Origin of the sequence: Natrinema sp. LN54 (genome assembly GCF_052439245.1) — an archaeon.
Classification (GTDB): domain Archaea; phylum Halobacteriota; class Halobacteria; order Halobacteriales; family Natrialbaceae; genus Natrinema; species Natrinema versiforme_A.
The window spans coordinates 289,270-311,174 of sequence record NZ_JBQVRP010000006.1 but is presented as its reverse complement, the minus strand read 5'-3'; the positions used below and the strand labels follow the sequence as shown (position 1 = coordinate 311,174).

Genomic DNA, 21,905 nt, shown 5'->3' with positions numbered 1-21,905 from the left:
TAATGAAACACAACGACACTACCCGTGCAACGAGTGCCAGCACACCCGTCACCCTCGTCGTCGAAGCGGTCGCGGACCGCGAAGGCGTCGCACCGATGGAGCTCCAGCCCCCGCTGTACGACGCGGTCGATCCCGAGGCGTTAAACGCGCTCGTTTCGTCGGCGGACGGCGACGCCGACACCGGGGCCGTCCGGGTGTCGTTCGAATACAACGGCTACGACATCACCGTCGGGAGCGATGGCGACGTCTCCGTCGGCGAACCCGGAACGCAGCAGTCGATGCAGTCAGAAACCGACATCGGCCGATAGCGCGGCGCTGCGTGGACGGTCCGCCGGAGTTCGGATTCACTATCGCCGCGGCTGACTGTCGACCGAACGAGTCCGCGTGCTCGATCGGGAAAAACCCGGCTCTCGGTGGCTGTCTGGCGGTTCATCGTCGAAATCGACCGTGAGAATCGGAGCCGAATTGCCTTTGGTTCGAAAGCATGCACGTCATCCCGTCACCTAGCATAGGCCGAGTATCTCGTCCGATGACCGACTCTCACCCCGTGGAGGCGCTCTTGATCGATCCGAACCCCGAGCACGTCCGCATCTTCTTCGAGGCCCTCGAGAACGAGAAAATCGCGAGTCGCATCCACGCCGTCTCGAGCGGCGGTGAGGCGCTCGATTTCCTGCATCGACGGGGCGAGTATTCCGACGCCGTCCAGCCGAACCTGATCCTGCTGGACATCGATCTCCCCGAGATGGACGGCCACCGGCTTCTCGAGGACCTCACTGCCGATCCCGAACTCGAGGGGGTCCCCGTGATCGTCCTCTCGGGCTCGAACGAAGCCGAACGCGTCGCGCGGTCGTACGAACTCCGCGCGAACGCCTACGTCCAGAAGCCGGTCGAATCGGCGGCGTTCATCGACGTCGTCCGCTCGTTCGAGGACTTCTGGCTCGAGATCGTCCGGCTCCCGCCCAGCGAGCCTGAGGACGGCGAGCACCCGTGATCACGTCGAGCGGTCGGCTCATGCCGTCTCAGAAGTCGGTCAGACGGGTCCGTTATTCTGCGTTGGACTCGAAACGTGTGTTCGACAGGTACTGGACTGGACACTCGATCCAGAGAGCGCAGGGTTCCCAGAATCCGCGACTTATTGTGCTTGCCCACCAATCGGTGGTATGAGCATTATTGCCGAGTTTTCCGTCAAGTCGGACGATCTCGCATTGAACCACGCACTCACAGAGGCGCCACAGATGATTGTCGAGATTGAGCAGGTCGTGGCGACGATGGAAGATCGGCTGATGCCGTATTTCTGGGTGAGTGGTGGCGATCACGAGGAGTTTGAAGTCGCGTTTCAGAACGATGATTCCGTGAGAAACATCACTGTTATCGACGAGGTAGAGGACGCGCGATTGTATCGTGCCGAGTGGACGGACAACGTCGAGACCATCATCTATGCATATGTGGAACTGGGGGCGACGCTCATGCAGGCAATCGGCAAAGCGGAAGACTGGGAACTGCGAATGCGGTTCGATAACCACGACTCCCTCTCCGAATTTCAAGACTACTGTGATGCAAACGATATTTCGATCGAACTCAATCGAACCCAAGAACAGGAACAGCCGATGGCGAGCGCCCAGTACGACCTCACGCCGACGCAACGGGAGACGCTGGTCGCTGCGCTCGAAGCGGGCTACTACGAGACCCCACGGGCAGTGACGATGCGGGAACTGGCGGACCAACTGGGGGTTGCTCAACAGACACTCTCGAACCGATTTCGCGCCGCATACAGCAATCTCGTGACGAGTACGTTGACGATCAGCCATCCCGATGAGAGCGACGAATAATTCACCAGGGACAGCGTATCCGGCCGGGCCACTCTCGAAGTAGTACTATACAGCCCTCCACCTCTTCCGCAAGGAGACGCTTTATCCATGTATGGTTACGACCTCCACCGAGTTCGATACGGTTCTTGAACTGTGTCAAGAGCGACACCGCCGTATCATCCTCGCAGTTCTCGCAACTGAGAAGCGGTCGCTAACGGTGAACGATCTCACGAAGGCGATCGTCAAACACAACCATCATGCGCCTCTGCTCGAGATTTCCGAAGAGGAATCGCGGGAGATTCGCGTCTCTCTGCACCACATGCATATCCCGAAGCTGGAACGCCTCTCGCTCGTTCACTACGATCAGGAACGCCAACTCGTGGAACCAACCCCTCAGTTCGACCAGTTGCAACCCCAGCTTTCGGCCGTCATTGACGCTGACCCTGAGCTTGAAGCGCCAGTTGCGCTGTGAGGCTGGCCGGAACCATTTCGAGCGTCGTGGTGCAGTGATCGTCCTTTCCGCTGTGTAGCGCGTAGCCAACGATCAGTCTGCAGCCGTCGGTATCGAACTGTTTCCCTCCATTTCACCCGTCTCTCTGGACGACGAAATCGCGCTCCGCTCGCGTTCGCGACCGGGAGCCTCGCTCGAGGTCGCGCCCGATCGGACTCTCTTTCACGCCGTTTGCAGTAGATATAAGTCACAACGAGTCAACGGTTAGAACGGAAGCCGATCTCCAGAATCAGGGGACGCGATTGAAACGTCCCGGGTGGAACCAGCACCCGAGACTCGGCTTCCAACCCGAGAGGGTTAGCAAGCCATGATTGCGTACATTCTACCGGGATATAAACGTCCCGCACGACCGTCGAATCGCCCGACACGACTCTACTCGACGCTGCAACTGGACTCGAGTCCTGATCGCGATGCGTAGCAATCTCGATTCGAGCGGTGACGCTGGCTCGAGTACCGACGACTCGTCGTCGCTCCCCGACTGTCCCCGCTGTGGCGAGCCCGTCGCCCACGTGACCGCCACCGGACCCCACACCGGCACCGCGGGTCCGTGTGGCTGCTCGGTCCCGCCCGGACTGCTCGAGCGGGAGGAGTAGGTCGGGGCTCGGACTCGAGCCCCGGCGGACAGCCGGCCGGTCGGCGGTGGCGACCGCAACCACCACACCACCACCACGTTCGCCGACATCGGCCGTCGATCGGTCGGTCCGTGAACGGGGGCTCGATACGATTTTCTATTCAAACTGGTTTTGTTCGTATTCGAGAAACGACCGCGCAGCAAACGGTGTGGTGAACTCAGTCGCAAGAAAACGACGTAGTTTTGCCTGTGTGTGCTGCCAAATCCTGCGTTCGTCGATTCTCTAGACCACCATCTACTCGCAGCGGGACAGTACTTTCATATGACCCTAATGTTTCCATGACCGTATGACTATCCAGCCAATCACTACGACGGATATCGCGGGCTGGGATTCTCTCGAGGATATCGCAGCTACCTTCAAGAAACGGAATCTGGAACCAAAACCAGACCTCAGTGAGGACAACACGCTGGTCCTCCAACTCGCTGACGACGAGTTCATTACGCTGGTCGAGGCCGGTCCCGGTGAATCCGCGACCGATTTCAAGCCGAACGATGTCGATCGTCGGCATACGAACCTCGTCGCAACGAACGATTTCGAGGAGTTCACCTTTCTCACACGAATTCGAACCTTCGGACAGCAACACGGACAGATCAAACACCAGAAACTCTCGTTCAACAAATCACAGTTCTCCAATGAGAGCGGACAGAAGAATACCATCCTTCAGAAACTGAACGAGATCGAGTACGGTTCGTCGACGGCGATATACGGTGATCTCTACGACACCCAGCAGATCGTCGACGAGTTCTACGAACAGTTCGAATCCTTACGGACCGATCTCGTTCAAGAAGTCGCCAACGTTCCCGAAGACCGCGGGGACGCGAAACAGCGATACGTTCAGGTGACGCTCGATCGGATGATCTTCCTCTATTTCATCCAGGAAAAGCGGCTGCTCGATCGTGAGCCGGACTATCTCCACCAACATCATGACCGAATCGTCGCCGACGGCGAGGACGTCTACGAAGAGTTCTATCATCCGCTCTTTTTCGAGCTGCTCGCGGAGGGCAAACAGGATCCCGAGTTCGGGAGCCTCCCGTATCTGAACGGCGGGTTGTTCAGTACGAATCCGGTCGAGGAGAAGTTTCCGGACGCGAAACTCGGCGATTCGACCGAGGAGACCAACGACCTGTTCGGCCGTATTCTAGACTTTCTCTCGGACTGGAACTGGAACGTTGACGAGCGGCTGGACATCGTCGATCCGAAGAATCTCTCGCCCGCCGTCCTGGGCCATATCTTCGAGCAAACGGTCAACCAGAAAGAGATGGGGGCTTACTACACGCCGGAGGAAATCACCGGGTTCATGGCCCGGCGCTCGATCCATCCCTACCTGCTCGATCAGTTGAACGAGGCGATCGATGCCGATTACGACGAGATCGACGACGTGTTCGGTCTCTCGGCTCCCGACGCCGGTGCGACGGCGGGCGAAGCCGTCGCCGACGGCGGGACGATTACTCAGCAGGCCCCGACGGAACAGGTCCAGACCGAACACGTCGAGACGCTGTACTTCGACATCCTACAGGACGCTCGAGTCCTCGATCCGGCCGTCGGTAGCGGTGCGTTCCTGCTCGCGGCTCAGGACGTATTGCTGGACATCTACCTGCAGTGTCTCGAGTACTTCGAGGAACTCGAGGCCGACGGCATGGGCTGGGAATTAGCCAGTCGAACACGTGACGAACTCGAGGCGATCCAGGATCGACAGGGAAGCAAGTCGCTGTACGCGAAGCGCCAGATCATCCTGAACAACCTCTACGGGGTAGACATCGACGACGGTGCGGTCGAGATCTGTAAGCTCCGGCTGTGGCTCTCGATGGTGGCCGACATCGAGGACGAGCCCCACGAGGTCGAGCCGCTGCCGAACATCGACTTCAACATTCGGCAGGGGAATTCGCTGATCGGGTTCACTGAATTAGTCGAATCTGCTAATGATAATAGAGACGCAACTTTGGCTAACTTTGGTGAAGGTGCTGGCACGGGGGTCAAAGAATTATATAAAGACGTTATTGATGCAATTGAGCGGCACCAAGAGGCAAGAAGTGCGAAGGAAGCCACGAATGCCCGTAATTTCGCTGAATCACAAATAGCCACACACAGTAAAAAGTTGGATGAAAAGGTGTTTGAGCAGTTTCGTGAAGCAGGTTTATCGGGAATAAGCGCTGACGAAGTTGACGAGTTTGATCCCTTCCATTGGATTCTTGAGTTTGCTCCAGTATATCGTGATGGTGGATTTGATATTGTAGTTGGTAATCCACCTTGGGACCAACTCCGAGCCAGTCGTGACGATTTCTTTGTTAAATATGATGAGAAATTCAGAATAAGGCTACCTTCTGATAAGGATGAGAAACAAGAGGAACTCCTATCTGACCCAGAAATCCAACGAGAATGGGAAGAATATCAGGAAAAAACCGAGAAGCAAATGAGGTACTTCACAGATGGTCCAGTATATCAGTTACAGAAGCCAGAGGTAGACGGCAAAAAAGATCCAAATGAAAATAATCTCGCGGCACTTTTCTTGGAAAGAGTATTTGATCTGGTTTCTAACGATGGATATGTGGCGCAAGTAATCCCTGGTGTTATTTTTAGTGGATCTTTTTCAAAGGACATTCGTCTTAAGATGCTAAATGAGTTTTCTATAATAGATCTAGTTGGTTTTGAGAATAAAGGCATTTTCAAAGACATCGACACAAGATACAAATTCGCAGTCATCACTCTTCGAAACAGTGGCGAGACAGACACCCTTAGAGGAATTTTTGACCAAACAGATGTTGGGGTTCTTCGAGATCTATCGAATCATTCTTTGAATATACCACGAGGGGTCTTGGAGAACTTCTCACTAAAGGGTAAAGTCTTCCCCAACGTAACTAGCTCAGAACAAATATCGATCATTGAAAGTATAGGCGAAAAGGAACCGATAGGTAAGGATCTGGATGGCAAATGGAATGTGGATATTAGTAGAGAATTAGATCGGACACGTGCCTCAGACAGATTTATAGAAAATAAGGAGAAAGGGGAGTATCCAGTTTATGAAGGAAAGAATATACATCAATTCCAATATGACGATAGCGTAGGTATTGAGATAGCTGACCCATATCTATGGAGCGTAGGCGAAGATCAACCAGAAGAAAGCGCGAAATATCGTGTTAGAGAACGGGCCTACAATAGCGGGAATCTAAAAAAATCGATTTACGATGAATGTGATGGTGGAGATACATCGAAATCTCAGAAGAAGTTTGTAGATGAATTACTTGAGCGAAAACGGGAGAAGCCACTCAGCCCTGATGACGTTTTACCAGACTACACCGAATACCGTGTAGTCTACCGGGATATTACGAAGTCGACAAATGAACGCACGATGGTCGCAACGGTTCTCCCTGAGGATGTTGTGTGTGTGAACACGCTTCAAACCTTTCCCCCATACGAATTGAACCCAACAGAAGAAGATCTGACAGAGATTCCCTTACACAATTGTTACGATAGAGCATACTCTGATGAAGAAACGTTTGTTATTGTTGGACTGCTGAATAGCATTCCGTTTGATTACCTATTACGAAGGAAAGTCGACGTTCATATTGTTCAATACAAATTGGAGGAGTCACAAGTTCCTCGCCTCACGGACGGCGACGATTGGTTCCACTACATCTCCTCCCGCGCCGCCCGCCTCAACTGCTACGGCGAGGAGTTCGCCGAAATGCGCGAACGTCTCGGTGGGATTGACCCCGCGACCGACGAGGCCGAGCGCCGCGAGTTGCAGGCCGAGATCGACGCGGCCGCGTTCCACGCCTACGGACTCGAGCGCGAGGACACGAAGTTCGTGCTCGATGACTTCCACTGCGTCGAGAACCCCCGGCTGATGGACGAGGCGTACTTCGAGATGGTGCTCGAGAAGTACGACGAACTGGCAGAGACGGGGCCCCATCCATGACGCAGAGCAGTCTCCTCGATCACACACGAGACGACGATCGTGCTGGTCGGCTCGTCGGGGCTCTGCGATCGTTCGTCAGGGAGTTCGAAAACAGGCAGGAGGGGGCACAACTTCGGAGGTTACTGGAGGAGAAGGAACTCGATGGTGGTGTGATCAAGCAGGCGCCGGAAGACTTCACGGAACACGAACTCATTCAACCGTGCCTCGACGCACTCGGATACGCCGACCCCGATCGGGACGACGTATCGACCGGTAATCCACAATTCGGCCGTCAGCCGTCTCAATACCCCAAAGTCGAGCAAAAACGTCCGGACTACGAACTGCGGAACGTCCACGATCAACTCACGTGTGTCGTCGAAGTGAAAGCGATCAACCGTGAGCCGCTGGAAGATCACGGGAAAGCAACAGAGAATATCGCCGCGTACTTGGCTAACGATACCTTCTGCAAATACGCACGAAACCAACCGCCGGGCGTGCTCGTCGGTATCGGAACGGACGGCTTTCACTGGACGCTCTGGCTCAAAGACCTCGACACGGGAACCGTCTACGACGATATCGCCAGAACGTCGATCAGCGATGCCGTTTCCGCCATCGAATCGAACCAACTCCGAGAACGAACCGATTCCGAGGAGGCACGCAAACGGCGAGCAACCGCCCGAGCGTGTTTGAAGTTGAATCTCGTTCGATACTTCTCTCGAGAGAATCTCTTGGCCCAGGTTGACGAAACGATCGATCGAATCGATTTCGAGAGCCACCGTGTCGACGATACGTCCTCAACTGGGTGACTACGGATGGTCTCAGACGCTCAAATAGGCGAACTCATCGTCGGTGCGTACCACAAGCTCATCACCGACGCCGAGGTCGTCAGCTACAACTCGAGATCCAAGGAAGCCGGCGAACAGATGGAGATCGACGTCGTCGCGATCGACTCGAGCGACGGCACCCAGACCGTCTACGCCTGCGAGGTCATCACCCACCTCAACGGCTCGGCGTACTCGGGGACGCCGGACGGCGACAAGTGGGCTGACTACGGCAACGACAGCTACCAGTACTCCCTTGAGAAACTCGAGGCTAAGTTCCGGTCGGACTACGACTACGTGACGCGGGTGTTCGACGACGCCGACGAGTACATCTTCCAGCTCTGGGCACCGTATCTCTCGGACGGCTATCTCACCGACGGACTCGAGAAACTCTCCGCTGACTTCGAGGACGAACATGAGCATGCCGAACCGATCGATCTCGTCATCAACGAGACCTACACCGAACGCGTCGACGAACTTCGAGCCATCGCAGCCGAAGAGACGAAGACGTATGGTGAACCTGCGTTTCGGTTCCTGCAGATCCTCGAGCAATTGCGGTAACGAGAATCGAGCGTTGTTTTGGAGTCCTCACCCACCATCTCCCGGAACCAGCCGAGGTATTTTGTGTGCTATCGTTCTATGGAAGAGGGAACGATGGATCTCGACGAACTCCGCCGTGAAATCGACCGCCGAATTGAGGAGCGGTCAGAACTCAGTAAGGGTGCGTACGAGGTTGGGACGAATTTAGCCCACCTTCCCGACTGAGAAGTGTCCTATTCTCGAGAGTAGTTTGAACGAGTTCTTTCGTCAGCGACCGATGACTCCCCAACACATCAACCGCGCTCGAACCTCGCTCTCGGCGACGAGCGTGTCCTGATACTCCGTCGATCCCTCCACGTACTCCTCGAGGAATTCCTCGACCGTCTCGAGGAACTCGACCGCGGGCCAGTCCGGCAGTGACTCGTACTCCGAATTGTCTCGGAACCAGTCCCGAAGAACGCGGTCTTCGTCGGTATTCTTGAGCCCAACGTCGCTCAACTGATCGCGAAGGTCTCGCGACCAGTCCTCGAGTGAGTCGTACTCCCCACTCGGATCCGGATCGTCACCGTGTTTCGGTTCGACGTACTGTTTGCAGAAGCTGATGATCGTCTCCTGTTCCTTCGAGTGCTGGCCGCCCTGCAGGTACGCGCCTTCGACCTGACTCTCGCGAATCTCGTCCAGTCGGTCCGCGACGAGTTCCTCGATCTGCTCGCGATCGGAGAGAATCCGTGAGGTCTCCGCGTCGGTGATCGGTTCGCCGTCGACGTCTGGCGTGAGTTTGAGCGTCCCGACGAACCGTTCGTTCACGTCCCCACCGAATGGCTTGTAGTAGAACCCGCGCTGGACCCGACCCAAGGGAGCGGCTTCGCCCTCGAACCAGAGGTGTGCGAGTCCGAACACGCCCGGTCGCGGTCCCTTCTCGTGATCGACGGCGTTCGTATAGAGCAGGTCCCGCTCGTCGGGCGAGGTTTCGAAGTACTCCTCCGCGAATTCGAAGTCGTCGACCTCGAGATCGAACTCCTCGTTCAACTCGTTCTTCAGTAGGTACCGTTCGTACGCTGCCCGTTCGTCGCTCCCGGCGTTGCGCAACAGCGGGTTCTTACTCGTGTCGTCGAGTTCGTTGATGTCGTTCACTTCGCGCGAACGCTTCAGTGATTGCTCGATCTCTTCGACCTCGAGTTCGCCGATCGTCTTCTCGGTCTCGACGCCCGCCTGCTCGAGGATCTGGTCCTCATTGGGATCGAGAATGTTGTTCTCCTTACCGACGATCAACGCGATGTCATTGATCTTCGCTTGGAGTCGCTCGAGGAGTTTGATCGCCGCTTCGATATCGCCGTCGGGATAGAAGTTGTGGACGTACTTCTCCGCAGTACTCCCGATCCGGTCGACGCGGCCGACTCGCTGGACGATCCGCATCGGATTCCACGGTAGATCGTAGTTCACGACGACGTTGACGTCCTGCAGGTTCACGCCCTCGCTCAGCGTATCGGTTGCGATCACGTACTGGAGTTCGGTCTCGTCGGACTCCGAGAGCGTCTGCTGATAGCCGGCGGCCTCGGGTGCGAACCGCTTGATGATCGCCTGTTTGTTCTCGTCTCCACCTTTGATGACTGCGCTGTTCTGTTCGGTCAGTGGCGAATTCGGATCGTCCCGTAACGTCCGGTAGACGTAATCGGCTGTCGCCCGATACTGGGTGAAGACGAGGACTTTCTTGTCGTACCCGTTCAAAATCTCTCCCAGTCGATCGATCTTCGGATCGCGGAACTCCTGAAGGCCGAAGACGCTCTCGTAGAACTCTCGAGTCGCTTTGTCGACGGAACTCAGGTCACTATCCGGGTAGAGGATTGGATTGAGGTCGTCCTCCGGAACGTCGGGGAGTACGCCGGCGTCGTGATCGTGAAGCCAGCCCCTCGCTTCGACGGCGTGGTCGCGCACGATGTCCGCGTCCCGGGCAACGTCTCCGATGAACTGTGCGAGGAAGTACGCGAGGAGCGTCAGGTCCTCCTCGATGTACGTTCTCACTTCGCCGACCGTGGCATTGGCGAGTTCGTCTTCCGAGGTTCCCTCGTCGCCACGAACGACACCGGTATCGAAGCCGAACTCTTCGAGCGTCTGCTCGAGTTCCGCCGCTGCGTCTTCTCCATCGACGAAGTCGTCGAGCGTTGCGCTGTTATCACCCTCTTTGAATGTCCGAAGTGCGCTGATGTCCTCGTCCTCGGGAAGTTCCTCGAGCAGTCCGAGCAGTCTTCGTTCGCTTTGATGGAGGGTTTCGAGCGACTGGACGAACGCGTATGTAGACGATTCGAGTCGCTTCAGTAGATTGAGTTTGTAGAGTGCTTTGAGCGTAGTCCCTGATTGCGGGTTTTTGACAGTAATATGGGGCAGATGGAGCGCGTCCATTACGTCGGGGAGCATTCGATAGATCGGTTGATAGGCTGCTGGGAGCGAGTACTCCTCTTTCGAAAGCTGCGGTGGTTTGAAACTCATCTCGAAGTCCTCCTCGTCCAGAATATTGTCTTTGACATGTTTCCGTGTACGGAGGACCATCACTTCGTTCAGTATTTTCGAGATTTCGAGGGACTGATGCTGCAGATTCTCAGTCAGTTGTTGTTGGCGCGCCTCGTCGACTTCTTCTTTCTCCGCAGCGATCCGTTTTCGTTCTGCTGCGAGATCGATGTATTCGTCGAACGAATCGAAGTCGAGACTCGCCTTGTTTCGTAATTCTTCGGCACTCGTGAAGAGGCTAATGAGGTTCTTGAGATCGGTTGCGGAATTGTTGATTGGCGTTGCCGTCAGCATGATCATCGTCTTTCCACGTAGTTGACGGAGATTGGCGTGCCGTCGCGTCCCCTTGTAGTCGTTGTCGTGATCCGGATTGGGTCGCCACTTCCCGTAATTACGGAACCGATGAGCTTCGTCGACCAGAACGATATCGAATGTATCCCGAAGCGTCTGGACTTCTTCATAAGGGAGGTTCTGGAATTTGGTAATACTCATTACGTCGAGATGGGTACCGTCGACCTCGAGACCGAAGAACGAGCTACCGTCCTCGTCCGTCACGTTCTGAAGCAAATCCATCCACTGTTCCGTGAGGTTTGCAGGAACGATCAGCAGACATCGGTCGCCACGCTGCCGGTAATCGTAGAGTAGTTCCGAACCGATAAACGACTTACCGAGACCGACGCTGTCGCTGATGATACAGCCGTTGTACGTTGAGAGTTTCTCCTTCGCACTCTCGTAGCCGAGTCGCTGGAAGTAGTAGAGCGGGCTATCACGCGTGCTAACGTTGCCGTTGAGTTCGTCGTACGCGAGGAGTTTATAGAGTTCAAAGGGCTCGAGATAGGTTCCGAGTTCGCCGGTATTCTGTGCGGTCTCCGACTCGGTTTCCTGTTTTTCTCGCCACTCCTGGTACTTCTCGCTTGATTCGATGATCTCGAGGATGTCATCGCTGAATTCCTCAGCGTTGGCCCACTGGTTGTCGTACCACTCCTCGAACGCTTCCGCTTCCCGTCGATCCTGACTCGTCATGTTCAGTTCGACGTTTCTTCGCTGCCCGCTCGCTGAAAAATTCGAGGATCCGACAATCGTCACTACCCCTCGTTTGTCCTCCGCTCGCTCTCTCGCTTCCTCGGATTCGGGTGGCGCTCTGAAACACGCACCCTTCGCATGGAAATACCCCGATTCTGGGATGCGGACTCGAACGTTGATGAGATCGTTCGCAATGAAGTCCCGAAGTCGATCTAACCGTTTGATCTGAGCCCGATTCAGGCTCTCGATGTCTTCTCTGAGTTCCTCTTTGAACTGATCTCGAAGCGAAAATCCTTCCTCAAGCTCTGAAGCGGTCTGTTGATCCGTCTTTCTCCCCATCAGAATACGCATCGGGGATCGACCGAGCGTTTCGGGATCGGCGAGTTGTTCAAGATCTTCCGAGACCAGATCGAAACCCGAGAGGTAGAAGTATCCCGTCGAAATTCGAATCTCTTCGCTCAATGGAACGACCTTCTTGTACGTCTCCTCGAGGGTTGAATCGGTATTGTCGACGATCGGATCCAGAGAGAGCATCTACAGTGTATCGCTATTCCATATTGATAAAACGTTCTGCGAATACAATATATCCTATATATTATGTCATATTGCGCACTGACTGTGTATGCACAACTTAAAACGAAAGTACGACGACTCATTCACAGAAAATCCGAACAGAGTCGGAACGGGTGTTCAAAAATAGCTCCAAGACTATTTCAGTTTGTCAGGAACCATCCGAAAGAGGGACTGTCTTGTATCGCTATCTACGTTTCAGTGATGAGGTGAGGTATATATCTAATCAGTCGTCGGCCGCGGCGTCTACGTCCTCACCGAGCACTTCCTCGCGGTGCTCGTCCAACAGTGGCGCGCGACCGCGCGGTTCGGGGTTCGTCTCGCTCATCTTGATCGGGTTGCCCGCGATCTCGACGTCCCTGTCGGCACCCGGCTGTTCGACCGGCACGAGCATGTCTCGAGCCGCGACGTGGGGATCGTCGAAGATCTCCTCGGTGGTCTGGACCGGGGCGGCTGGGACCCGTCCCTCGAGCGCGCCGACGAGTTCGTCGGTGGGTTGCTCGATGGCCCACGCGGCGAGTTCCTCGCGGAGGGCCTCGCGGTGCTCGAGCCGCTCGGGGGTCGTGGGGTACTCCTCGGCCAAGTCCTCGCGGCCCATCACGTCGCAGAGTTCGGCCCAGTGGTTGTTGTTGAACGCGGCAACGACGGCGTAGCCGTCGGCGGTTTCGAAGGCGTCGTAGGGGAACAGCGTCGGGTGGGAGTTGCCCCGGCGGGTGGGGGCCTCGCCCGTGTACGACTGCTGGTAGATGGCGCGCTCGGTGAAACTGAGCATCGAGTCGTACATGGCGGTGTCGACGTACTGGCCCTCGCCGGTCTGTTCACGGTGGTTCACGGCGGCCAGAATGCCGATGCAGTTCAGCGTCGCGGTAAAGAGGTCGCCGACGCCGGGACCGGTCTTCGTGGGCGGGCCGTCGGGCTGGCCGGTGGTCTCCATGACGCCGCCCAGTGCCTGCGCGATGAGGTCGAAGGAGGGCTGGCCCTGCCGCTCGGTTTCGCCCGTCCGCGGGTCGCCGAAGCCCCGGATCGAGGAGTAGATGAGGTCCTCGTTGTACTCCGTGAGCGTCTCGTAGCCCAGCCCGTACTTCTCCATCGTGCCCGAACGGTAGTTCTCGACGACGACGTCGGCCTCCTCGACGAGCGAGAGGAAGTCCTCGCGGTCTTGCTCCTCCCCGAAGTCCAGTTCGATGCTCTTCTTGCCGCGGTTGACGCTCTGGAAGTAGCCCCCGTAGGCTTCCTCCTCGGGATCGTCGACGAACGGCGGGTTCGATCGGATCATATCGCCGCCCGGTCGCTCGATCTTGACGACGTCCGCTCCGAGGTCCGCGAGCAACATCGTACAGTACGGCCCAGCGAGCACCTGGGTCAGATCCACGACGCGAAGGTTCGAGAGTGCTCCCATGTGTGTAGCCACCTTGCGAAACCAGCACCTAAACTTTACTATCGATCATGAAGTTATTCCCGATTATCGCGTTGGGTGTGAACGATCGCCATAGGGACGCTGTTAGGATGTTTAAGGAGTATTATCATGGAAGATCATTAAGTTTATACCCGAGTTCCTCATGGTTCCGAACACGATGTCCCAAACGGTCGTCCTCGGCGTGATCGGCTCCGACGCCCACGTCGTTGGCATCACAATCTTAGAGCAAGCCTTCAGTGCAGCCGGCTTCGATGTCGTGAACCTCGGCGTTCAGACCTCCCAAGAGGAGTTCGCCGAAGCGGCGGTAGCTCACGACGCACAGGCTGTACTGGTCTCGTCGCTCTACGGCCACGCCGAGCAGGACTGTCAGGGATTCCACGGCGTCCTCGAGGAGCGGGGCGTCGACGCGGTCAGCTACATCGGCGGCAACCTCGCCGTCGGACAGGACGACTTCGAGCAGACCCGGAAGACCTTCCGGGAGCTCGGATTCGACCGCGTCTTCGACTCCGAGACCGATCCCGAAGACGCGATCGCCGCGCTGCGCGAGGATCTCCAGATCACACCGACGGAGTCGGAACGCGCCACGATTAGTTCCTAGATGATACGAGACGAACGGATTCCGTCCGACGAGCTACGGCGTATCGACGAGGAAATTCGGTCGAACTGGCCGACGGGCGAAGACGTCGACTTCGAGGAAGCCATCGAGTACCACGAGTCGCTGCCGGATCACAAGCGATTCGCCGACGTCCTCGAGTCGGCCGACAAACCCCTCCTCCAACCGCGGGCCGGCGTCCCCCGGCTCGACGACCAGATCGAACTGCTGCGATACCTCCATCAGGAGGGGCAGGCGGACCTCCTGCCGACGACCATCGACTCGTACACGCGCGACAACGAGTACGAGAAGGCCCAGCAGGGGCTGGACAAGGCCCTCGAGACGGGCGATGACACGCTCAACGGCTTCCCGGCGGTGAACCACGGCGTCGACGGCTGTCGCGAACTGATCGACGCGATCGACGCGCCGATCGAGGTCCGCCACGGCACGCCCGACGCTCGGCTGCTCGCCGCGATCACCTTCGCCGGCGGCTTCCAGAGCTTCGAGGGCGGCCCGATCTCCTACAACATCCCGTACACGAAACGGCACGGACTCGAGGAGACGATCGAGAAGTGGCAGTTCGTCGACCGGCTGGCGGGGGCCTACACCGAACGCGGCGTTCGGATCAACCGCGAGCCGTTCGGCCCGCTCACCGGAACCCTGGTCCCGCCGTCGATCGCGATCGCAATCATGATCGTCGAGGGCCAGCTCGCCGCGACGCAGGGCGTGCGCTCGATCACGCTCGGCTACGGGCAGGTCGGCAACGTCGTCCAAGACGTGGCCGCCCTGAACGCCCTGAAGAAACTCGGCAACGAGTACCTCCCCGACGAGGTCGTCGTCACGACCGTCTTCCACGAGTGGATGGGCGGCTTCCCGCCGGACGAGGCCCGCGCCAACGGCGTCATCAGCCTCGGGGGCATGACCGCTGCCATCGCCCGGCCGGACAAGGTCATCACCAAGTCCCCACAGGAGTTCCAGGGGGTTCCGACCAAGGAGGCCAACTCGGCCGGCCTGCGCACCACGCGACAGGTCATCGACATGGCGATAGAACAGAAAATCGACATCGACGGCATCGAGGAGGAACAGGACCTCATCGAGCGCGAGACCCGGTGTCTGATGGACACCATCTTCGAGCACGGCGACGGCGACGTCGTCCAAGGGACGCTCAAGGCCTTCGACTCCGGCGCGCTCGACGTGCCGTTCGCACCCAGCGACAGCGCGGCGGGCGCTGTCTTGCCCGCGCGGGACGACGACGGTCGCGTCCGCATCTTCGAGTGGGCCGACCTCGAGATGGACGACGACATCAAGGAGATTCACAAGGCCAGACTGTCCCAGCGCGCCGACACCGAGGGCCGCGACCAGTCGTTCCGGATGGTCGCGGACGACGTCGACGCGATCAGCGACGGGAAACTCATCGGCCGACCACAGGGTGACGTCTGATATGGAAATCACAGGAATACACGCCACGCCCGGTTATTCCGGGTTCTTCTTCGACGACCAGCGCGCGATCAAGCGGGGCGCACAGCAGGACGGGTTCACCTACGAGGGCGAGCCCGTCACCGACGGCTTCGACGAGATTCGACAGGCCGGCGAGACGATCATCGTCGACGTCGAACTCGCCGACGGAACCGTGGTGCGGGGCGACTGCGCCGCGGTCCAGTACTCCGGTGCCGGCGGGCGCGACCCGCTCTTTCAGGCCGCGGAGTACGCCCCCGTCATCGAGGGCCCCGTCGCCGACGAACTCGAGGGGCGGGACGCCACTGACTTCCTCGACAACGCGGAGGCCCTCGAGAACATGCAAGTAAACGGCGACCGGCTGCACACGGCGATCCGCTACGGCGTCTCACAGGCGCTGCTCGCCGCAGCGGCCGAGGCCGAGAACACGACGCGGACGGACGTGATGGCCGACGCCCTCGGCACCGAGCCCGCGACGGAGCCGGTGCCGGTCTTCGGCCAGTCCGGCGACGACCGGTACAACAACACGGAAAAGATGTTCGTCAAGGGCGTGCCGGTCCTGCCCCACGCGCTGATCAACAGCGTCGAGAAGATCGGCGAGAACGGCGAGGTCCTGCTCGAGTACGTCGAGTGGCTCGTCGAGCGCTCGCAGGAACTGGGTCCGGAGGGCTACGAGCCCCGCTTCCACATCGACGTCTACGGCATGATCGGCGAGATCTTCGCGGCCCCCTACGACCGCGAGGAAGTGGTCGACTACTTCGCCGACCTCGAGGCGGCCGCGGCCCCGTACCCGATCCAGATCGAGGGGCCGATGGACGCCGGGAATCGCGCGGATCAGATCGACGCGATGGTCGAACTCCGCGAGGGGCTGAAAGACGCCGGCGTCGGCGTCGACATCGTGGCCGACGAGTGGTGTAACACCTTCGAGGACGTGCAAGCGTTCGTCGACGCCGAAGCGGCGGACCTCGTACAGGTCAAGACGCCCGACCTCGGGGGTATCCACCGCAGCGGGCAGGCCGTCCGCTACTGTGAGGGGACCGAAACACGAGCCTACCTCGGCGGCACCTGCAACGAGACGGAGACCTCCGCGCGGGCCTGCGCCCACGTCGCGCTCGCGACCGACGCCGCGCAGGTGCTCGCAAAGCCCGGGATGGGCTTCGACGAGGGGTACATGATCGTCGAGAACGAGATGCGGCGGACGATCGCCAGACGGGAACGGGAACAGTTAACACCCGACACGGACACTGACGAGGTGACTGCAGATGACTAGGGAATCACAACGGGATTCCGACAACGGGAGCGGAGAGCGAAGCGAACCGCGACCGATTGACTGGACGGACCCAGACACGTTCGCACAGGCGCTCGAGCGGGCCGAGACCAAGGAGAAGGGAAACTGCTTCGAGGACTTCGCGGAGGGCGACCTCGTCGAGCACGACCCCGGACTCACGCTCACCGAGTGGGGGAACCAACAGTGGATGAGCCAGACGCTCAACCACGACCCCGCCTACTGGCGGAGCGACGCCGCGGCGGAACGCGGGTTCGAGGAGCCGCCGATCCATCCCGACTACCTCACCGCCGCCACCCTCGGCATCACCGTCGAGGACCTGAGCGAGAAGGGGGGCTACTTCCTCGGGCGGACCGACGTGCGGTTCCCCGGGACGCCGGTCTACTCGGGCACCGAACTCCACGTCGAGAGCGAGGTCGTCAACTGCGCGACCTCGAGTTCCCGGCCCGAGTACGGCATCGTCTCGTGGCGCACCCGCGGCAAAGACGCCGCAACCGGCGACGTGCTCTGCTCCTACGAGCGCACGAACATGATCCCGCGCCGCGAGCCCGTGGCGACGGACGGGAGCGGCAGTGCCACGGCCGCCGAGGAAGACGGCGACGAGCCCGAACTCCCCGACGAGTTCATCTCGCCCGAGGGCGGCTACTACGAGGACTTCGTCGAGGCCCTCGAGCGAGCCGGCGACGAGAACGCGGCCGTCGCCTATCGCCACGAACGGGGCCGCACGCAGGACGACGTGACCGTCGCGTCCCTGCCGCTGGCGACGCTCAACACGGCCAAACAGCACCACAACGTCGACATCATGGCCGGTTCGCCGTCGGGCGACATCGTCACCTACGGCGACGTGACCCGGTCGACGGCGCTGGGCCACGCCCGCTCGGACGAGCGGACGTGGCGCGAGGTCGGCTTCGACGACGAATCGTTCCACACGTTCGTGGCGGTGGGTGACACCGTCTACGCGTTCACGCGCGTGCTCGAGGCCGACGATGAGGCCTCGAGCGACGAGGCCGGCACCGTCACCTTCGAGCACATCGCGTTCAATCAGGACGACGAACCGGTCTACTCGGGGACGCGAACCGCCGAGATCCGAACGCGACCGAACTGAGACGCACGACCAGACGAACGACCGCAGCCAACCGCAAATTCAGACACGACCACAGACACATGAGCGAGGACATTCGACTCTGCCGCACGTTCCAGACCGCACCGGCCGCCGTTCCGAAAGACGACTCGGCGAAGTACCTGACCTCCGCGCTCGAGGCGGAGGGCTTCCAGGCCCCCGACTGGCTCGTCCCCGACATGGAAGACGGGACGGCCCCCGACATGAAAGCCGAGGGACTCGAGAACACCATCGAGAAGGTGCCCCAGTATGACTTCCCCGGCGAGATCTGGCCCCGCGTCGAGTGGAGCTACGAGGACGAGGAGTACTGCGAGAAAGGGCGCGACCAGATCGACCGCCTCGTCGGCGAAATCGGCGACGAGATCGACGGCGTCGTCGTCCCCAAGGTCGGCCGCCTCGCGGACGTGAAACGCGCCGCCGAGGTCGTCGCCGAGGCCGAGGCCGAACACGGCTACGACGACGGCTCGATCGGCCTCTCGATCATCATCGAAACCGGCCGCGCCCGTTCGGACCTGCGCGAAATCTCCAAGTTCGGCGAGGACTCCCGACTCACCGCGCTCGTCTTCGGTCCGGTCGACTACGCCGCCGAACTCGGCGGCCGCGACCTCGGCGACGGCATGCCCCGCTGGGACGGCCTGCTCGAGGCCCTCTCGAACGAGGCCAGCGCCGGCGGCCTGCTCTCGATCGGCGGTCCCTTCGATGATCTGTTCAAGGAACGCGCCGGCCTGACCTACTACAACGCCGACGAGTACGCGGATCAGGTCGAACACGAAGCGCAACTCGGCCTCGACGGCTCGTGGTCGCTGTACCCCAAGCAGACGGTCCAAGCCAACACCGTCCACATGCCCACCCCCGACGAACTCGAGCGCGACGTGAGCAAGATCGAGCGGTTCAACGAGGCCAAGCGCGAGGGCACCGGCGCAGTCACGCTCGACGGCCAGATGGTCGACGAGGCGACGTTCAAGAACTTCAAGAACACCGTCGAACAGGTCCGCGCGATCGACGAGATGCGCCCCGGCCAGACCGAAGAGTACTACGACGAGGACCTACTCGACCGGGCGCGCGACCTCGAACTGTCGTACCGCTGAACGGTCGAATCACGCTGAATCGCCGGCCGATCGATCTCGTTTTCGGCGTCGGTAGATCGGTATCGGAGCCGCTCACCGTTTGCCGTCCGTCTCTCGGTAGCGGTGTCCGCGACTCTCGCCGGCGTCGAGTAGTTATCAGACCTGACAGACGGAAAACAATAATTTACTATGATCGTAAGGATTAATAATAGGTGTGGGATGGGTACGATTCACGCATGGCGTTTATACCGCTGCAAGCGGTGGACTTCGCGCATAGTCCGTTAATTACGTTCGTCATCGGTCTTATCGCAGTCGTCGCGTTGCTGGTCTGGCTCGACCTCCCGGCGTTTATCGGCTTGATCATCGCCGGGTTCACCGTCGGCGTCGTCAACACGGTCTTCGTCGCCGACTTCGGCGCGTCCGATGCCGGCTCTCAAGTCGCGACCGCCTTCGGAGAGAACATGGCCGGGATCGGTATCCCGATCCTGATGGCCGCAGTCATCGGCAAATCGATGCTCGAGAGCGGGGCGGCCCAGCGGATCGTCCGGAGCTTTCAGAACGTCCTCGGCGAGTCCAACTCGGACATCTCCCTGCTGGGAAGCAGTTCCTTCCTCGCCGTCCCCGTCTTCTTCGACAGCGTCTTCTACCTCATGGCACCCCTCGCACGCTCGATGCGCGCCCGCGTGGGTCGGGACTACACCCTGTTCATCGTCGTCGTCGGAGCCGGCGCGGCGACCACGCACGTCTTCGTCCCTCCGACGCCGGGGCCGCTGGCCGTCGCGGCCGAACTCGAGACGGATCTGGGGATGACGATCGCCATCGGAATCGCGACCGCCATCCCGGCGGCGATCGTCGCCGGCCTCGTCTACGGCCGGTGGATCAACGCCAGGCTCGACATCCCGCTGCGCGACACGATGTCGACGACGACCGAGGAACTCGAGACCGTCGCCGACAAGCCGACGAGTTCCCTCCCGGGTATGCTCGAGTCGTCGGCACCGATCGTGCTGGCCGTCGTCCTCATCGCTTCGCTGACCGTCGTCGAGGGGTTCCAGGAAGTCGTGCCCGCGCTCGAGGCCATCGAGCCGGTCGCGGCCTTCCTCGGGGGCAAGAACGTGGCGCTCACGATTGCCGCCCTCGCCGCGGCGTACACCTTCATGCGGCACAACAACCTTTCCCAGAGCGAGTGGACTGACGAACTCACGGAGGCGCTGAAAAGCGGCGGGAACATCGCGGCGATCACCGCCGCCGGCGGTGCCTTCGGTGCGCTCCTCGCCGCCTCCGGGATCGGCGACTACCTCGCAGGTGCCCTCCAGGGCATCGGTATCGGCCTGCTGGTCACCGCGTGGCTCATCGCCGCGATCGTTCGCATCGCGCAGGGCTCAGCAACGGCCGCGATGCTCACCGCCGCCGGGATCATGGCCCCGCTCACCGGCCAGCTCGAGGTGCACGTCGCCTATCTCGTGATGGTGATCGGCGCTGGTGCCAACATCTTCTCGTGGTACAACGACTCCGGCTTCTGGTTGGTCAAGGAGATCGGCGGACTCACGCAGGGCGAGACGCTCCGAACGTGGACCGTCCTGACGACGATCATCTCCGTCTCCGGACTGCTCACGAGCCTGCTGCTCTCGACGCTCTTCCCGCTCGCGTAATTCGGAGCCAGTTTTCGGTTTTCTCTCTCGAGCAAGTCCTTCTTTGGGACCCATCTCTGTATGCGCGGATTTCGGTATAATGGGATTATTCAACAGAATTCTCTTGTCTCAAGTTTCGCCGCCTTTTCAGTGCGCATCCACCCCAAAGGGGGATTTTAAGTAGGTAACTCCCATCAACAAGGATGTAGTCCGAGTTGGGACCGTCACTAAGCCGATTGGTTCTCAATAGGGCTACACCAAGAGCGGTGGCTATGAGCAAGTGTAAGAAAAGTCCTCAAGAGGATCAACAGCAGAAGAAAGACGATGATATCGATTCCATCCCAAGTAGCCTTGAGTGCATCAAGTTGGTCTTAGAAGTTGCAGTATTGGTTGCGAAGCTACTGAGGATGTTGTAGTAAGTGGGGTTCCGACTTACTCAGTCGGGACCGTCACTAAGCCAGTTGCATATTTGCAACTCTCCTACTTAACTCTTGCACCACATGGTGCATATAGTGTCGCAAAGTGGTGAATAGTGGGCCTATAGAGCCACTATTTGCCGTATAGCGGGGAATAGCATAGCTATAGCATGCAACAGACGCTATTACGGACACTTCCGGAAAGAAACCCACCCTATGCTGTAACGGACTAGGGTAATCACGGTTCAGAATTCAATCCTACTTCGATTAGCCTTGGACCATCGTGGCGGATATTTATCACCGTGGGTCAATCTTATCTAGGTGAGAGCGAGTCGAGTTTTGATAATCTGGTAATCGGTTTCACCATAATCGCAAGGAAGCAGTGGGGATGGGATTTGAACCACGGTCGTTCCACTCGCTGCGCTCGTTTCACTCCCTGATTCAAATCCCACCGTTTCGTTTTCCGCTCGAGAGACTCCTCGCTTCGCTCGTCGTATTACCTCGCGGAAAACGGTGGGGATGGGATTTGAACCCATGAGGCTTGACAGCCACCTGCTCTCAAGGCAGGCGCGTTGGGCCGCTCTGCCACCCCACCTCACCTCCCGCTTTGCCACACGTTC

At 59.0% G+C, this 21,905-nt stretch carries 16 protein-coding genes and 1 tRNA gene; 13 read left to right on the top strand and 4 right to left on the bottom strand.

Features of this window, described 5'->3' with window-relative positions; translation table 11 throughout:
• The first annotated feature begins 2 nt into the window (after window positions 1-2).
• The 6 genes from ACT4ML_RS18625 to ACT4ML_RS18600 all read left to right on the top strand — a co-directional run bounded on the left by ACT4ML_RS18625 (window position 3) and on the right by ACT4ML_RS18600 (window position 6,867).
• Window positions 3-308: a HalOD1 output domain-containing protein gene (locus ACT4ML_RS18625; RefSeq protein WP_444722211.1), complete on the top strand. Its 306-nt coding sequence runs from the start codon at window positions 3-5 to the stop codon at window positions 306-308.
• 221 nt (window positions 309-529) lie between these two features.
• Window positions 530-991: a response regulator gene (locus tag ACT4ML_RS18620; RefSeq protein WP_444722210.1), complete on the top strand. Its 462-nt coding sequence runs from the start codon at window positions 530-532 to the stop codon at window positions 989-991.
• Window positions 992-1,160: 169 nt separating this feature from the next.
• Window positions 1,161-1,829 carry a helix-turn-helix domain-containing protein gene (locus tag ACT4ML_RS18615; protein WP_444722209.1) on the top strand — a complete coding sequence of 223 codons (669 nt, stop codon included), beginning with the start codon at window positions 1,161-1,163 and terminating at the stop codon, window positions 1,827-1,829.
• A 91-nt stretch (window positions 1,830-1,920) separates the two neighbouring features.
• Complete coding sequence (locus ACT4ML_RS18610) at window positions 1,921-2,280, top strand: DUF7344 domain-containing protein (RefSeq protein WP_444722208.1); 360 nt, start codon at window positions 1,921-1,923, stop codon at window positions 2,278-2,280.
• A 449-nt stretch (window positions 2,281-2,729) separates the two neighbouring features.
• Entirely contained in the window at window positions 2,730-2,912 is a 183-nt protein-coding gene (locus ACT4ML_RS18605; RefSeq protein ID WP_444722207.1) for a hypothetical protein, read from the top strand.
• 325 nt (window positions 2,913-3,237) lie between these two features.
• Window positions 3,238-6,867 (top strand): Eco57I restriction-modification methylase domain-containing protein, encoded by a 3,630-nt coding sequence (locus ACT4ML_RS18600; RefSeq protein ID WP_444722206.1) that lies wholly within the window; start codon window positions 3,238-3,240, stop codon window positions 6,865-6,867.
• A gap of 119 nt (window positions 6,868-6,986) precedes the next feature.
• On the opposite strand, the gene ACT4ML_RS18595 is transcribed toward ACT4ML_RS18600, so the two are convergent.
• The gene (locus ACT4ML_RS18595) at window positions 6,987-7,622 is read right to left on the bottom strand and encodes a hypothetical protein (RefSeq protein WP_444722205.1); all 636 of its coding nucleotides are present in this window, start codon (window positions 7,620-7,622) and stop codon (window positions 6,987-6,989) included.
• 36 nt (window positions 7,623-7,658) lie between these two features.
• On the opposite strand from ACT4ML_RS18595, the gene ACT4ML_RS18590 reads away from it, so the two are divergent.
• Window positions 7,659-8,228 carry a hypothetical protein gene (locus ACT4ML_RS18590; protein WP_444722204.1) on the top strand — a complete coding sequence of 190 codons (570 nt, stop codon included), beginning with the start codon at window positions 7,659-7,661 and terminating at the stop codon, window positions 8,226-8,228.
• Window positions 8,229-8,474: 246 nt separating this feature from the next.
• On the opposite strand, the gene ACT4ML_RS18585 is transcribed toward ACT4ML_RS18590, so the two are convergent.
• A complete protein-coding gene (locus ACT4ML_RS18585) occupies window positions 8,475-12,269 on the bottom strand; it encodes a helicase-related protein (RefSeq protein ID WP_444722203.1) in 3,795 nt (1,264 codons plus the stop codon).
• Window positions 12,270-12,531: 262 nt separating this feature from the next.
• Complete coding sequence (gene mct / locus ACT4ML_RS18580; protein WP_444722202.1) at window positions 12,532-13,704, bottom strand: succinyl-CoA:mesaconate CoA-transferase; 1,173 nt, start codon at window positions 13,702-13,704, stop codon at window positions 12,532-12,534.
• Window positions 13,705-13,864: 160 nt separating this feature from the next.
• Here mct and glmS point away from each other — a divergent pair, with 160 nt between their 5' ends.
• From glmS to ACT4ML_RS18550, 6 genes are all read left to right on the top strand, one after another.
• Complete coding sequence (glmS, locus tag ACT4ML_RS18575; RefSeq protein ID WP_444722201.1) at window positions 13,865-14,320, top strand: methylaspartate mutase subunit S; 456 nt, start codon at window positions 13,865-13,867, stop codon at window positions 14,318-14,320.
• Window positions 14,321-15,754 (top strand): methylaspartate mutase subunit E, encoded by a 1,434-nt coding sequence (locus tag ACT4ML_RS18570; RefSeq protein WP_444722200.1) that lies wholly within the window; start codon window positions 14,321-14,323, stop codon window positions 15,752-15,754. It abuts the gene before it with no gap.
• Between the two features lies 1 nt (window position 15,755).
• Window positions 15,756-17,039: a methylaspartate ammonia-lyase gene (locus tag ACT4ML_RS18565; protein ID WP_444722199.1), complete on the top strand. Its 1,284-nt coding sequence runs from the start codon at window positions 15,756-15,758 to the stop codon at window positions 17,037-17,039.
• Window positions 17,032-18,159 carry a 2-methylfumaryl-CoA hydratase gene (gene mch, locus ACT4ML_RS18560; RefSeq protein ID WP_444722198.1) on the top strand — a complete coding sequence of 376 codons (1,128 nt, stop codon included), beginning with the start codon at window positions 17,032-17,034 and terminating at the stop codon, window positions 18,157-18,159. Before ACT4ML_RS18565 ends, mch begins: the two co-directional genes overlap by 8 nt.
• Before the next feature lie 59 nt (window positions 18,160-18,218).
• Complete coding sequence (gene citE, locus ACT4ML_RS18555; protein ID WP_444722197.1) at window positions 18,219-19,262, top strand: L-malyl-CoA/beta-methylmalyl-CoA lyase; 1,044 nt, start codon at window positions 18,219-18,221, stop codon at window positions 19,260-19,262.
• Between the two features lie 215 nt (window positions 19,263-19,477).
• Window positions 19,478-20,890 (top strand): GntP family permease, encoded by a 1,413-nt coding sequence (locus ACT4ML_RS18550; RefSeq protein ID WP_444722196.1) that lies wholly within the window; start codon window positions 19,478-19,480, stop codon window positions 20,888-20,890.
• A gap of 906 nt (window positions 20,891-21,796) precedes the next feature.
• Here the strand turns inward: ACT4ML_RS18550 and ACT4ML_RS18545 are convergent.
• Window positions 21,797-21,880: transfer RNA gene (locus ACT4ML_RS18545), tRNA-Ser, on the bottom strand.
• Window positions 21,881-21,905 lie beyond the last annotated feature (25 nt).